This window comes from Streptomyces sp. NPDC005706 (genome assembly GCF_040631045.1).
Taxonomy (GTDB): domain Bacteria; phylum Actinomycetota; class Actinomycetes; order Streptomycetales; family Streptomycetaceae; genus Streptomyces.
Genome location: NZ_JBEXYS010000001.1, coordinates 338,069 through 351,041 on the forward strand (window position 1 = coordinate 338,069; position 12,973 = coordinate 351,041).

Annotated in this window: 14 protein-coding genes; 10 read left to right on the top strand and 4 right to left on the bottom strand. The window is 69.1% G+C overall.

Annotation, left to right across the window (positions count from 1 at the left end):
- The first annotated feature begins 291 nt into the window (after positions 1-291).
- Positions 292-771: a single-stranded DNA-binding protein gene (locus tag ABZ478_RS01490; protein WP_359544482.1), complete on the top strand. Its 480-nt coding sequence runs from the start codon at positions 292-294 to the stop codon at positions 769-771.
- Between the two features lie 346 nt (positions 772-1,117).
- Complete coding sequence (locus ABZ478_RS01495) at positions 1,118-2,467, top strand: TQXA domain-containing protein (RefSeq protein ID WP_359544483.1); 1,350 nt, start codon at positions 1,118-1,120, stop codon at positions 2,465-2,467.
- Between the two features lie 74 nt (positions 2,468-2,541).
- Here the strand turns inward: ABZ478_RS01495 and ABZ478_RS01500 are convergent, their stop codons facing one another.
- Entirely contained in the window at positions 2,542-2,979 is a 438-nt protein-coding gene (locus ABZ478_RS01500; RefSeq protein WP_359544484.1) for a hypothetical protein, read from the bottom strand.
- Positions 2,980-3,267: 288 nt separating this feature from the next.
- Between ABZ478_RS01500 and ABZ478_RS01505 the strand changes: the two genes are divergently transcribed.
- A complete protein-coding gene (locus ABZ478_RS01505) occupies positions 3,268-4,074 on the top strand; it encodes a ribonuclease BN (protein ID WP_359544485.1) in 807 nt (268 codons plus the stop codon).
- Positions 4,075-4,187: 113 nt separating this feature from the next.
- Here the strand turns inward: ABZ478_RS01505 and ABZ478_RS01510 are convergent, their stop codons facing one another.
- Positions 4,188-4,472 (bottom strand): hypothetical protein, encoded by a 285-nt coding sequence (locus ABZ478_RS01510; RefSeq protein WP_359544486.1) that lies wholly within the window; start codon positions 4,470-4,472, stop codon positions 4,188-4,190.
- A 255-nt stretch (positions 4,473-4,727) separates the two neighbouring features.
- Here ABZ478_RS01510 and ABZ478_RS01515 point away from each other — a divergent pair, with 255 nt between their 5' ends.
- From ABZ478_RS01515 to ABZ478_RS01525, 3 genes are all read left to right on the top strand, one after another.
- Positions 4,728-5,297: a DinB family protein gene (locus ABZ478_RS01515; protein WP_359544487.1), complete on the top strand. Its 570-nt coding sequence runs from the start codon at positions 4,728-4,730 to the stop codon at positions 5,295-5,297.
- Positions 5,298-5,751: 454 nt separating this feature from the next.
- Entirely contained in the window at positions 5,752-6,795 is a 1,044-nt protein-coding gene (locus ABZ478_RS01520) for a hypothetical protein (RefSeq protein WP_359544488.1), read from the top strand.
- 359 nt (positions 6,796-7,154) lie between these two features.
- Positions 7,155-7,862 carry a DUF1254 domain-containing protein gene (locus ABZ478_RS01525; protein WP_359544489.1) on the top strand — a complete coding sequence of 236 codons (708 nt, stop codon included), beginning with the start codon at positions 7,155-7,157 and terminating at the stop codon, positions 7,860-7,862.
- On the opposite strand, the gene ABZ478_RS01530 is transcribed toward ABZ478_RS01525, so the two are convergent.
- Positions 7,845-8,336: an FUSC family protein gene (locus ABZ478_RS01530; protein WP_359544490.1), complete on the bottom strand. Its 492-nt coding sequence runs from the start codon at positions 8,334-8,336 to the stop codon at positions 7,845-7,847. The two genes, ABZ478_RS01525 and ABZ478_RS01530, sit on opposite strands and share 18 nt — an antisense overlap.
- 51 nt (positions 8,337-8,387) lie before the next feature.
- Here ABZ478_RS01530 and ABZ478_RS01535 point away from each other — a divergent pair, with 51 nt between their 5' ends.
- The 4 genes from ABZ478_RS01535 to ABZ478_RS01550 all read left to right on the top strand — a co-directional run bounded on the left by ABZ478_RS01535 (position 8,388) and on the right by ABZ478_RS01550 (position 11,684).
- Positions 8,388-8,558 (top strand): hypothetical protein, encoded by a 171-nt coding sequence (locus ABZ478_RS01535; RefSeq protein WP_359544491.1) that lies wholly within the window; start codon positions 8,388-8,390, stop codon positions 8,556-8,558.
- A gap of 352 nt (positions 8,559-8,910) precedes the next feature.
- Entirely contained in the window at positions 8,911-10,575 is a 1,665-nt protein-coding gene (gene ettA / locus ABZ478_RS01540; RefSeq protein WP_359544492.1) for an energy-dependent translational throttle protein EttA, read from the top strand.
- A gap of 6 nt (positions 10,576-10,581) precedes the next feature.
- Positions 10,582-11,010, top strand: coding sequence for a thioesterase family protein (locus ABZ478_RS01545; RefSeq protein ID WP_199210584.1), 429 nt, complete (start codon positions 10,582-10,584; stop codon positions 11,008-11,010).
- Positions 11,007-11,684, top strand: a complete 678-nt coding sequence (locus tag ABZ478_RS01550; RefSeq protein WP_359544493.1) for a hypothetical protein — start codon at positions 11,007-11,009, stop codon at positions 11,682-11,684. The genes ABZ478_RS01545 and ABZ478_RS01550 overlap by 4 nt, the downstream gene beginning before the upstream one ends.
- Positions 11,685-11,811: 127 nt before the next feature.
- On the opposite strand, the gene ABZ478_RS01555 is transcribed toward ABZ478_RS01550, so the two are convergent.
- Positions 11,812-12,795, bottom strand: a complete 984-nt coding sequence (locus tag ABZ478_RS01555) for an ABC transporter ATP-binding protein (RefSeq protein ID WP_359544494.1) — start codon at positions 12,793-12,795, stop codon at positions 11,812-11,814.
- Positions 12,796-12,973 lie beyond the last annotated feature (178 nt).

A 12,973-nucleotide genomic window follows, 5' to 3' on the forward strand; every position in this document is an offset into this window, starting at 1 on the left:
GCAGGTCGTCAGGTGTCGGCCGTCGACGGGGCTCCCTGCCGTCCTCCCGCCAGTCTTCTGCCCGTCTTCCTTCTGCCCGCCCTCCTGTCCACCCTGCTGCCCGTCTCTCACCCGTGCGGGTGGCGGAGTTTTCCACAGCTCGGCAGTGGTCCACAGCGCTCAGCGGGCCCGGCCCGACGGAGGCAGTCTGTTCCCGCGGCGATCGTGCCGCAGGGCAGACGCCGCCGTACGGGACGGGCCCGTACGCATGGCCGCCCGGCCGTGAGAGGCCGGGTATGGGAGGGCTTCAGGATGAACGAGACCGTGGTGTGCGTGGTGGGCAACGTGGCGACGCCGCCGCTGTACCGGGAGACGGCCGCCGGACCTTCGGCCCGGTTCCGGCTGGCGGTGACCGCGCGCTACTGGGACCGGGAGAAGAGCGCCTGGACGGACGGGCACACCAACTTCTTCACCGTGTGGGCCAACCGCCAGCTCGCAGTCAACGTGGCGGCCTCGGTGGAGGTGGGACAGCCCGTCGTCGTCCAGGGCAGGTTGAAGGTGCGCACCGAATCGCGCGACGGGCAACAGGGCCGCACGTCGGCCGACATCGACGCCGTGGCCATCGGCCACGACCTTGCGCGGGGCACCGCGCTCTTCCGCCGTGCGGTCCGGCAGGAGACGCCGCCGACGGCCCGGCCGGAGCCGAGCTGGGAAACACCGGCCGCCTCTGCCCACTCGCTCCAGGACGAGCCATCCGCTCAACCAGTCATGGCAGCAACGGCGGTGACGTGACGTCAGCGCTCGGCCGCGGCCCTGCGGCCGACCACCGCGACTGTCGCGCCTTGTCGACAGGCGGCCACCGAGTGTGCCGAACAGGTCGGTGAGCGCGATGTATTTGTCGACAAGCCCGGCCGGCGTGCCATGCCGGCGATAACGATTCCGGATCGGATCGCCCCATGTGACGATCCGACCGGGGGCGCGGTCCCTGTGATCCATAGGATGCCGGGCATGCCCCTCGGGGCAGCCGATTCTGCTGGTGGGACCGTCCCCCACATCCAACGGGTCCTGCTCGAAGGGGAATTCTGTGCTTGCTGCGTTCACTGGGTTCACTCGGTTCCGCGTGGCCCGCCTCGCGGCCGTGACGCTTGCGTCCGGCCTCGCGGCGACCACCGTGCTGCTCGGCGCCGGTACGGCCGCGGCCGACGAGACACCGCAGACCCAGGGCGGCGCGACGGCGACGATAGGCGGCCTGAAGACGTACGGCCAGGCCGTGATCCACGAGGACGGCGGCGACCAGCAGGTGTCGGCGGGCCTGTTCGAGATGTCCGTGGACGGCGGCGGCAGCCTGCAGACGTACTGCGTCGACATCCACAACCCCACCCAGCGCGACGCCCACTACCAGGAGACCCCCTGGAGCGGGACCTCGCTGGGCGCCAACAAGGACGCCGGCAAGATCCGCTGGATCCTGCAGAACTCCTACCCCCAGGTGAACGACCTCGCCACGCTCGCCCGGCGGGCGGGTGCGAGCGGTCTGAGCGAGCAGGACGCGGCTGCCGGCACGCAGGTTGCCATCTGGCGCTACTCGGACGGGGCGAAGGTCGACGCCGTGGGCCCGCAGGCCGAGAAGCTCGCGGACTACCTGGAGAAGAGCGCCCGCGAAAGCTCCGAACCGCAGGCCTCGCTGACCCTTGACCCGCCCGCTGTCTCCGGACGCCCGGGTGACCTGCTCGGACCGGTGACCGTGCACACCAACGCGCGCGGCGTGACGGTCGGCGCGCCTGCGGGCGCGGGCGCGGGTGGGGTGCGGATCATCGACAGGACCGGCAAGGTGATCACCTCGGCGAAGGACGGCAGTCAGCTGTTCTTCGACGTTCCCGAGGGTGCGGCGGACGGCTCCGCCCAGCTGACCGTCCAGGCCTCCACCACCGTCCCGGTGGGCCGCGCCTTCGCCTCCGAGAGCCGCAGCCAGACCCAGATCCTGGCCGGCTCCAGCGAGTCCACGGTCTCCGCGACCGCGGGCGCCACCTGGGCGGACAAGGGCGCCATGGCGGTGTCGGCCCGGAAGAACTGCGCCAAGAGCGGCGTCGACATCACCGCGGCCAACAAGGGCGACCAGCCCTTCACCTTCGATCTGATGGGCGCGGAGCACACCATCCCGGCCGGGGCCTCCCGCACGGTGACGGTCCCGCTCCAGGAGGACCAGTCCTACGACTTCACCATCACCGGCCCGAATGGCTTCAGCCATCGGTTCACCGGGGTCCTCGACTGCAAGACCCAGGGCACGGTCAGCACCGAGTCCACCCAGACCCTCAGCGAGCCCAGCCCCGCGACCGTCGGCGGCAACAGCACGGCTCCCGACACCGACCTCGCGGCCACGGGCAGCTCCGCGATCACCCCGATGATCGCCGGGGTGGCCATCGGACTCGTGGTCATCGGCGGTGCGGTGCTGGTGGTGCTGCGCAGGAGGGAAGCGGCGGCGGGCGAGTGAGGCCCGGTCGCACCGGTACCTCCTGATCCGCTTCCTCCTGATCCGCCGCCGGGCGGGCCGCGTGACGCTCCCGGTCAGCCGACGCGTGGCGTGCCCTGGCCCGGACCGGTCTCCCTGGGCTGGGCCACGCACATGGCCCAGATGGCGACGCCCGAGAAGGCGATCATCAGGGTGGACCAGAGCGGGGAGTAGGGCAGGGACAGGAAGTTGGCGACGATGATCAGTCCGGCGATGACGATGCCGGAGATCCGCGCCCACTTCGCGGTCTGGAACAGTCCCAGGCTGACCACCACGGCGACGGCGCCCAGGATGAGCGTGACCCAGCCCCAGCCGGTCAGATCGAACTGGAAGACGTAGCCACGCGTCGTGATGAACACGTCGTCCGCGGCGATCCCCATGATGCCGCGGAAGATGTCGATCACTCCGGCGATCATCAGCATGACGGCGGCGAAGAGCATCAACCCGCCGGCCCACTGCTGCTTGCGGGCTTGTGTGGTGTGTGTCGTGGTCATTTCTGGGCCTCGATCGATTGCGTCCGGTGATTGCGTCCGGCGATCAGTGAGGGCGCTCCCCTCCGTCCTTGCCCGGGCTTCGGGCGACGCTTCCGGATCCACCGTGCGCCTGCTCGGGACCCGTGGCATCACTCGGCCCGGGTGATTCAGCTCCGGCCACCCCGCTCGACACGCGACTCGACGCGCGGCACCGCAGAGGGGTGCCTACGCTTGTTCCGCAACCGCCGCGCACTCAGGGGGGATCCCGCATCCAGCGGATGGCGGACCAACCCCCTGGGGCATCACCGCATGAACGACGGCAGGAAGACATCCCACCCGTCACAGCACGCCTTCCGGTGGCGTGCGGACCGGGCGTGGCAGGCCGCGTTCCGCCGTTTCGAGGAGAGTGGGCCGGGCCGGCTGTGGGTCCGGCTCTCGGCGGTCGACTTCTTCGGGCACTCGTTCCAGCTGGCCGCGCTCGCGCTCCTGTGCTTCTTCCCGTTCCTGATCATCCTCACGGCCGCGGCAGGACAGGACACGGCCGCGGTCATCGCCGGCTGGCTGGGGCTGAACGAGCAGGCGGCCCAAGCCGTGGCCACGCTGTTCGCGCCCACCACCACCTCGTACACCCTGACAGGGACGAGCGCCGTACTGCTCCTGCTCGGAGTCCTGGCCGTGGCCGGCACCCTCCAGAGCTGGTACCTCATGCTGTTCGACGTCCCGGAGGAAGCGAAGTGGAAGACCACGGCCCGGCTCACCTGGCTCGCCGGACTGTTCGCCTACGCCGCCGCGCAGGCCGCCTTCGGCAGGGTGCTCCACGGCTGGCTCCTGACCGGCCTGACCGGCTTTCTCTGGGCGGTCGTCTTCTGGTGGTGCAGCATGTACGTGCTGCTGGCCGGGAGAGTGCCCTGGCGCGCCCTCCTGCCGCCGGCCCTGGTCACCAGCGTGTGCTGGACCGGCCTCGGCGTCTTCTCCGCCCACTACTTCTCCGCGGCGATTGTGGCGAACGAGCAGAAGTACGGCCCCATCGGCGTCGTGATGGTCATCCTGTCCTGGCTGGTGGCGGTCGGCGTGGTGATCCACCTGGGCGCGATCGTCGGCCGAGCCTTCCAGTGATCCCCAGCTCACGGAACTGCGGGCAGCGCCGAAGACGGCTCTGCCCGCAGTTTCGTGAATGACCGGGTCAGCGGCGTGCGGGTAGCGGGGATCCAGCCGGCCCGCGTAGATCGTCACCCAGCAGCCACGACCTGGCCGGCCGTGATCTGCGGAGGGTTGGGCAGCAGCGACGCGAGGTTGTCGCGTACGAAGTCCGCCGCCCGCTTGACCGACTCGTCCGCTCCGGCCTGGTCCTCGTAGACGCTGGTGGAGAGCATCACTCCATTCCCGGCATCAACCCAGTAGTAGGCCACGAAGCCGGGGACCTGGCGGAGGAGGGGGATGAATCCCTCGTCCACCTGGCGTCCCGCCTCGGCAGGATCCGTCACCCCTTCGTACCGCCGAACCACTGCGTACATAGCTGATCTCCTCATGGCTGCCGGGGACGCCTTGCTCGAAGGGACCTACCCGTCGGCGCGGGCATCCCGCTCGTGGCACGCCCGGAAGGCACTCGGACAGGCGCATGGGTCATCCGAACCGGGGGCCCACGGGCCGTCAGCGGGGCCCAGGAGGAGGGAAGCCTCCTCCCTCTGTCATCTAGGTCAAGATCTGACCTATACGGCCCCTAGTGTCCTCCTTGCCCGGCGGAACACGAACCACGGAAGGCAGCGACCATGAGCGAGACCGTGACTGGCAACGAACTGGCGACCCCCGACCCGGCCCAGAAGCCGGCCGCCACCGGCGAGCGCGCCGACCTGCTGGAGGCGCTGGCCAAGCATCGGCACTTCCTGCGGTTCACCACCCGCGACCTCACCGACGAGCAGGCCGGGCGCCGGACCACCGTCAGCCAGTTGTGCCTGGGCGGCTTGATCAAACATGTCACCGCGGTCGAGCGATCCTGGGTGCGGTTCATCCTGGACGGCGCGTCGGTGATGCCCGACTTCACCGCCATGACCGAGGCCGACTGGGACCGGCGGGCCGACCAGTTCCGGATGCTGCCCGGCGAGACGCTGACCGGCGTGCTCGCCGACTACGCGGAGGTGGCCCGTCGGACCGACGAACTGGTCGTCTCCCTGCCCGACCTGGACGCCACACAAGCACTGCCGAAGGCCCCGTGGTCCGAGCCGGGCGCGCGATGGTCGGCCCGCCGGGTGCTGATGCACATCATCACCGAGACCGCCCAGCACGCCGGCCACGCCGACATCATCCGAGAGTCCCTGGACGGCGCCAAGACCATGGGTTAGCCGGCGGCGCCGCAGGGCGTATCGCCCCACTCGATGCCGACGCGGGCTTACACGACGGCGCCGACCGTGTCTGGGCCAAGCAGGTGAAAAGAGCAAAGCGGGGTGCCGGACCGAAGTAGATGTAATGCCCTGGACTGTCGGGGAAACACCGTCCACCACACGTCAGCAGTTGAGAGCCGCGCGAGCTCAAATCAAGGGTCGCGAACGACACCTCGCCGAGGTAACGCCGAGGTTGATCGTTTGAGTGCTAGGTTCCTCGCGGTGCTATTGGGTCGTCGCGTTGAGTCAATGGTTGGCTGTCACGACTTTCATTCAGAGGACGGTGCGTATGACGCTAAGGCGTTCTTTGGTTCTGACTGTGGCGGGGGCGGCAGCGGCGTCTGTTGCCGTTCCGGGCGCGGCATCCGCAACTGCTCCGGTTTCACGGGCCTTGACGAGCTGTAATGGTGCCCAGTTGCAGCAAGCGGTCGCGCAGGTGAACAGTGCTCCTGGCGGCGGCTCCGTCAAGCTGAAGCGAGGCTGCACCTACAGACTCACACAAGCCGACCCGGCAGGCACACCAAATGGATTTGTGCCGATCACTAACGTCAGCGGCGTCACGATCCAGGGAAACGGCGCCACCATCAAGCGAGACAGTGCCTCGAAGTTCCGTTTCTTCGAGGTGGTCTCGGGCGGTGTCCTCACTCTCGACCACGTCACCCTGACGAACGGTCACGCCGCCTCCCCGGCAAACGCCGCGGTCGGGGGCGCCGTCTGGCTCCATGGTGGACAGGTGACGATCAGCCGTAGCTACCTGAAACGCAACACGGCCGACCTCGAAGGCGGAGCCCTCGACAACGACAGCAGTCTGATGACGGTCACGGACAGCACCGTAGAAGGAAATTCGGTCGTTCACCCTGCGACCAGCCCTTTCGGCGCTTTTGGTGGAGGCCTGGCTTCGGCAGCGGGCGCCATTACCGTCTTCGACAACAGCTCCATCACCAAGAACACCGTCGTTTCCAAGGGAGCTGATCGGAGCGCCGGGGGCGGCATCGAGGTGGATTCGAGCACCGTGAGGTTGAACCACTCCCTCGTGAGCCACAACCGGGTCACCGGGCCCGATGCGAGTGGTGGCGGAATCGTCAGTCAGAACGGCAGCCTGGCCACTCTGGACCACACCAAGGTGGTCGACAACAAGGTGACCGGTTCGGTTTCCGCTCGTGGCGGTGGCATCTCCAACGACTCCACGCTGGTGCTGACCGACAGTTCTGTCGGCGCCGAATCCAAGGGGAATTCCGTCAAGAGCGACGGGGGGCCGTCCCAGGGTGGCGGAATTTTCAACGGCGGCAACGGTACTGCCACGCTGACGCGGAGCCCGGTCAAATTCAATCGTGCTTCCGGAACGCCTGGAGACGGCGGTGGAATTTTCAACAGCGCGGCTGCCGGCAATGTGACACTGGTGAACAGCCCGGTTCGCAAGAACAGCCCCAACAACTGCGTCAACGTCATCGGCTGCTGATCTGCCGGCAGCCACTACGAGTGCACCTGGCTGGTGACGCACCAACATCGCCGGCGCACTCCATCAACAGGTGACATCCACACCGTCGGACGAGGGCGTGCCCGTGCGCCCTCGTCCGTTCGCATTGACGCCAGGCCTCGCACCGCCAGTCGCATCGGCCTCCGACGCCGGACGCGCCGACCGACCGCCAGGAGGCTCTTCCAGCAGGCCCTGGACGACGCCGACCCCCGGTACGTCGGCGGCTTCGGCGTCTTCCGGCACTATCCGCAGCTCTTCACTCCGGCCAACACCGACATCGTCACCCCGAACAACGACACCCCTACTCCTGGGCATGGCTGGACCTGCGGGCCGAACCGTGGGTGATCGAGGTCCCGGCGATGGACCGTTACTACGTGATCCCGCCGCACGACCTCGACACCACCTACGTCGGCTTCATCGGCTCCAGGGCCACGGGATCGCACGCCGGCCGCTATCTGGTCGCCGGGCCAGGCTGGAAGGACCCGGTCCCCGACGGTTTCGAACGGGTACTGCGCGCCGGCACCGACCTGGTCGGCATCCTCGGTCGCACCTACCTGGCCGACCCCGAGGACGTCCCGAACCTGAAACAGCTTCAGGCCCAGTACGTGCTCAAGCCGCTCAGCACACACCTCGGCACCCAGCCGCCCGCCCCTGACCCGGAGCCGGCCTGGCCGGTCTGGCGCGACGAGGTGGTCGACAGCCTGGAGTTCTTCACCTTCCTGGACTTCCTGCTCGGCTTCTTCCCCGTCCTGCCCGCCGACGCCGACCTGCGCACACGGCTCGCCGAGCTAGGCATCGGCGGGGGCAACTTCGAACCCGCCACGCTCCCGCCGGAAGTCCGCGACAGCCTTGAGCAGGGCATCGTGGACGGCCGCGCCCGACTCACCGAGACGGCCGCCGCCACCACGACCTCCGCCGGGCTCTTCGGCAGCCGCGCCCAGCTCGCCGGCAAGCCCTTCGCCCGTGCACTCGGAGCCACCCTCGGCATCTACGGTCTGCCCGAGGCTGTAGCAGCGCACAGCAGTGGTACGTCAGGCTCGTTGTGGTGATGTCTTGGCGGTGCGTTTGGCGAGCAGTCCAGCCGGCAGCATGACGGCCAGCCCGATTCCCACCCCGCACAGCGTCCACAGCACCCGGTAGCCCTCGGCCGTGTTGTCGGAGCGTTGTGGCAGGTCCACCAGGATGAGTACGCCGGCGGCGACAGCCGCGCTGTAGAGCGTGTAGTTCCAGAAGCGGATTCCCGCGCCGTGCATCAGCAGGACGAGTGCCACCATTTCCAGTCCGCGCTGCACGGCGAACACCTTGAGCCCGTGTTCGCCCGCGGGCACCCACAGCAGGAGCGCGGCCGCGACGGCGCCGATCAACGCGAAGAGGGTGATGTGGAGGGCGCGGTGTCCGTAGCTGCCTCCGGGGTCGCCCAGTGCCGCGAACAGCAGGCTGAACAACGCGCTGAGCAGGTATTCCTCATGTCCGATCGTCCAGAAGACGACCATCGGCACCAACGCGGCGTCCAGGAACGCCACCGCGCGCGACCATGGACGTGCCGGGCGAAGTGCACCCCGGTCGTCGGCGGCGTGGGCGGCCGGATCATCGGCCGGTTCTTCCACAAGGGCCTCAAGATGACCGACGAGGACGTGGCACGCATCAACGGCGAACTCGACAAGGGACACGCACTGGTCGGTGTGCTCGCTTGGGACGGAACCACCCAGACAGTCGAGGTGGCCAAGGCCGTGGAAGCGAGCTGAGGAAGGCAGGCGGTCGACCGCCGGGAGAGTGCGCGTGGTCCACAGGCCCCGATGTCGGCCGAAGAGACGGCGCGGCGGCGCTGGGCCGGCTGAGATCACGGCCATGCCATACGGGACGGACCGGCCTGCCCTCACAGGTGTCGAGTGATCGTTCCTGGGCCGTCTCTGGGCCGTGCGAGGGTGCCCGAGGCCGACCGATGGCGGCCGACAGTGACAGACGACCTTCAGCCCGCAGCAGCGAAACCCCAGGTCAGAGGCGCCCGGGCAGACGCGTTTCCGCACAGGGGTGGCGGTACGGCAAGATGGGGTGTATCTGCCCACTGCCAGATTTCAAGCTGCCGGACGGTTTCTCTTGGCTGAGTTCATTTACACCATGCGCAAGGCGCGCAAAGCGCACGGCGACAAGGTGATCCTCGACGACGTCACCCTGAGCTTCCTGCCGGGAGCGAAGATCGGTGTCGTCGGCCCGAACGGTGCCGGTAAGTCGACCGTGCTGAAGATCATGGCCGGTCTCGAGCAGCCGTCCAACGGTGACGCGTACCTGTCGCCGGGCTACAGCGTGGGCATCCTGCTCCAGGAGCCGCCGCTCAACGAGGAGAAGACGGTCCTGGAGAACGTCCAGGACGGTGTCTCCGAGATCAAGGGCAAGCTCGACCGGTTCAACGAGATCGCCGAGCTGATGGCGACCGACTACTCCGACGCGCTGCTCGACGAGATGGGCAAGCTGCAGGAGGAGCTGGACCACGCCAACGCGTGGGACCTCGACGCCCAGCTGGAGCAGGCCATGGACGCGCTGGGCTGCCCGCCCGGCGACTGGCCCGTCACCAACCTCTCCGGTGGTGAGAAGCGCCGCGTCGCGCTCTGCAAGCTGCTGCTGGAGCAGCCCGACCTGCTGCTCCTCGACGAGCCCACCAACCACCTCGACGCCGAGTCCGTGAACTGGCTGGAGCAGCACCTGGCCAAGTACCCGGGCACCGTCGTGGCCGTCACCCACGACCGGTACTTCCTGGACAACGTGGCCGGCTGGATCTGCGAGGTCGACCGCGGCCGCCTGCACGGCTACGAGGGCAACTACTCCAAGTACCTGGAGACCAAGGCCACCCGTCTGAAGGTCGAGGGCCAGAAGGACGCCAAGCGGCAGAAGCGGCTCAAGGAAGAGCTGGAGTGGGTGCGGTCGAACGCCAAGGGGCGTCAGGCCAAGTCCAAGGCCCGCCTCGCCCGGTACGAGGAGATGGCCGCCGAGGCCGACAAGATGCGGAAGCTGGACTTCGAGGAGATCCAGATCCCGCCGGGCCCGCGTCTGGGCAACGTCGTGGTCGAGGTCGACAAGCTCAACAAGGCCTTCGGTGAGAAGGTCCTCGTCGACGGCCTCAGCTTCACGCTGCCGCGCAACGGCATCGTGGGCGTCATCGGCCCGAACGGCGCCGGCAAGACCACGCTGTTCAAGATGATCCAGGGCCTGGAGACCCCGGACTCCGGAGACATCAAGGTCGGTGAGACCGTCAAGATCTCCTACGTCGACCAGAGCCGCGCGAACCTCGACCCCAAGAAGACGCTGTGGGAGGTCGTGTCCGACGGACTCGACTACATCAACGTCGGACAGGTCGAGATGCCGTCCCGCGCCTACGTCTCCGCCTTCGGGTTCAAGGGCCCGGACCAGCAGAAGCCGGCCGGTGTGCTCTCCGGTGGTGAGCGCAACCGCCTCAACCTGGCGCTGACCCTGAAGCAGGGCGGCAACCTGCTGCTCCTCGACGAGCCCACCAACGATCTCGACGTCGAGACCCTCGGCAGCCTGGAGAACGCGCTGCTGGAGTTCCCCGGCTGCGCCGTCGTCGTCTCCCACGACCGCTGGTTCCTGGACCGGGTCGCCACCCACATCCTCGCCTACGAGGGTGAGTCGAAGTGGTTCTGGTTCGAGGGCAACTTCGAGTCGTACGAGAAGAACAAGATCGAGCGGCTGGGCGCGGACGCCGCGCGTCCGCACCGTGCCACCTACAAGAAGCTGACCCGGGGCTGATCGGTCTTGCGCCACATCTACCGCTGCCCGCTGCGTTGGGCGGACATGGACGCGTACGGCCACGTCAACAACGTGGTGTTCCTCCGCTATCTGGAGGAGGCCCGTATCGACTTCCTGTTCCGCCCGGACAAGGAGTTCAAGCAGGGGTCCGTGGTGGCGCGCCACGAGATCGACTACAAGCGGCAGCTCGTCCACCGGCACCACCCGGTGGACATCGAGCTGTGGGTCACCGAGATCCGGGCCGCGTCCTTCACCATCACCTACGAGGTGAAGGACGGGGATCTCGTCTACGTACGGGCCTCCACCGTCATCGTGCCGTTCGACTTCGAGGCACAGCGGCCGCGCCGGATCACCCAGGAGGAGCGGGAGTTCCTCCAGGAGTACACGGACGCCGCCGAGGACGCGGAGACCCCAGGGGAGGCCGTCGCCGCATGACGGTCCTGCACCTCGCCGACGAGACGGAGGCGGCCGACCTCGCCGCCTTCCTCTCCCGGCTGCTCCGCTACGACCGTGGAGCAGCGGTGCGCCTGCAGGCGGCCGGTACGGCGCTCGCCGTGTTCGGCCGGCCGCCGTCTTTCGAGGTGCTGACGATCCGCGCGGTGCGGCTCGCCAAGCCGTACGAGAACGGGCTCGACGTCACGCTCGACGTCACCGTCTCCGCCGGTGAGCTCCTGGAGTCCGTGGACGAACGGGCGGCCACGGTCGCCGTACCGGCCGCGGTCACCGGACCGCCGTGGGCCGGTGTGCTGCCGCCGCGCGGCGGCTGGCGGCCCGAGCCGGGGCTGCCCGTGCCGGACGCGCTGCGCACCACGGTCGCCGAGGCCGTCGCCGAGTTCCGGTCCCGTACGGAGGAGCTGACGCCGGAGCGGCGTACCCGTGCGGAGCTGGACCGGATAGGGCGGGACATCTGGTCCCGGGAGGTCGGGAACACCCCGCTTCCGGTGCGCGCCGTGCACGCGGCCCAGTCCCTCGGCTTCCTCAGGCCGGGGGCCGGTGCGGCCGACACCGGGCTGTTCTCCTCGGGGGCGTGGCTGAGGCTGCGGACGCCCTACGGGTCCGTCGCGGTGCGACGGGCGGGGCTCGGCATGCTGGGCGTCAGCGTGCGCTGAGCAGCGTGGCGGGGGCCCGGGCGGCCTTGTGGCTCGCCGGGTGCCTGGGGGCCCGGCTGGCCGGTGCGCGGCTCGGGCGGTCTCGAGGTCCGTTTCGTTCCGGGGTGCCGGTCGCTTCTTCTCGCGCTCACCTCTCGTCGCTGTCGTCCGGCCATACCCCTATGTGGTCCGGTTCCAGTTCCAGGGCCACGCGGTCCCGCATGTTCAGGGCCCGTGTGTACTCGGCGGGCAGCTGGAGGCGGCCCGCGCGGTCGAGCATGGCGTACTCGCGGGCGACCACCGTCTCGTGGCCGGTCGCCGCGTCCACCTCGCTGCGGCGCAGCACCTCGGTGGAGGTGCGGCCGTCCCGGATGGCCACCGTGCGGCGGACCTCGCCGGCCACCGCCTGGTCGTGGGTGACGATGACGATGGTGGTGCCGAGGGTCTCGTTCGCCGTGCGGAAGGCGTCGAAGATCTGTGCGGCGGTGTGGGAGTCGAGTTCGCCGGTGGGTTCGTCGGCGAGCAGGACCGCGGGGGCGTTCGCGAGGGCCACGGCGATCGCGGTGCGCTGCTGCTGGCCGCCGGACATCTCGTGCGGGTGGCGGTCGCGGCAGTCGGCCACCTGGAGCAGGTCCAGTAGTTCCAGGGCGCGTTCGGCGCGGGCGCGGCGGCGCGTGCGGGTGCCGGAGAGCTGGAGCGGGAGGGCGACGTTCTGGGCCGCGGTGAGATAGGGCAGAAGGTTGCGGGAGGTCTGCTGCCAGACGAAGCCGACGACCTCGCGGCGGTAGGCGAGGCGGTCCTTCGCGGTCATGGTGAGCAGGTCGCGGCCGGCGACGTGGGCTCCGCCCGCGGTGGGGGTGTCCAGGCCGGCGAGGATGTTCATGAGGGTGGACTTGCCGCTGCCGGAAGCGCCCACCAGAGCCATCAACTCGCCCTTGCGGACCAGGAGGTCGAGGCCCTGGAGGGCCTGTACCTCGATGCCGTCCGCGGAGAAGATGCGGACGAGGCGGTCGCAGGTGATGAGGGCGTCGTGGCCGTAGGCGGGGCGGTCGCGGGACTCGGCGATGCGGGTGGTGAGGTCGGTGAGGGTGGTGTCCGTCGTGGTGCCTGTTGTCGTGGGGTCGGCTGTCATGGGGTCTCCTGCTCGGGTGCCCTGGGCTGCCGGTGGGCGGGGGTGTTTCGGGGGCCGGTGTTTGTGAGGTGCGCGGTGTCGTGCGGGCCGTGGGGGTTGCGCATGCCCGCAGCTGGGACGGCGCGTATGCCCGCGGTTGGGGCGGTACGCACGCTCGCGGCTGTGCGGGCTCGGCGGT

Coding starts and splice junctions, on each gene's coding strand:
- ABZ478_RS01490 (WP_359544482.1), top strand. CDS start 292: ATGAACGAGACCGTGGTGTGCGTGGTGGGCAACGTGGCGACGCCGCCG.
- ABZ478_RS01500 (WP_359544484.1), bottom strand. CDS start 2,979: ATGACCACGACACACACCACACAAGCCCGCAAGCAGCAGTGGGCCGGC.
- ABZ478_RS01505 (WP_359544485.1), top strand. CDS start 3,268: ATGAACGACGGCAGGAAGACATCCCACCCGTCACAGCACGCCTTCCGG.
- ABZ478_RS01510 (WP_359544486.1), bottom strand. CDS start 4,472: ATGTACGCAGTGGTTCGGCGGTACGAAGGGGTGACGGATCCTGCCGAG.
- ABZ478_RS01515 (WP_359544487.1), top strand. CDS start 4,728: ATGAGCGAGACCGTGACTGGCAACGAACTGGCGACCCCCGACCCGGCC.
- ABZ478_RS01550 (WP_359544493.1), top strand. CDS start 11,007: ATGACGGTCCTGCACCTCGCCGACGAGACGGAGGCGGCCGACCTCGCC.
- ABZ478_RS01555 (WP_359544494.1), bottom strand. CDS start 12,795: ATGACAGCCGACCCCACGACAACAGGCACCACGACGGACACCACCCTC.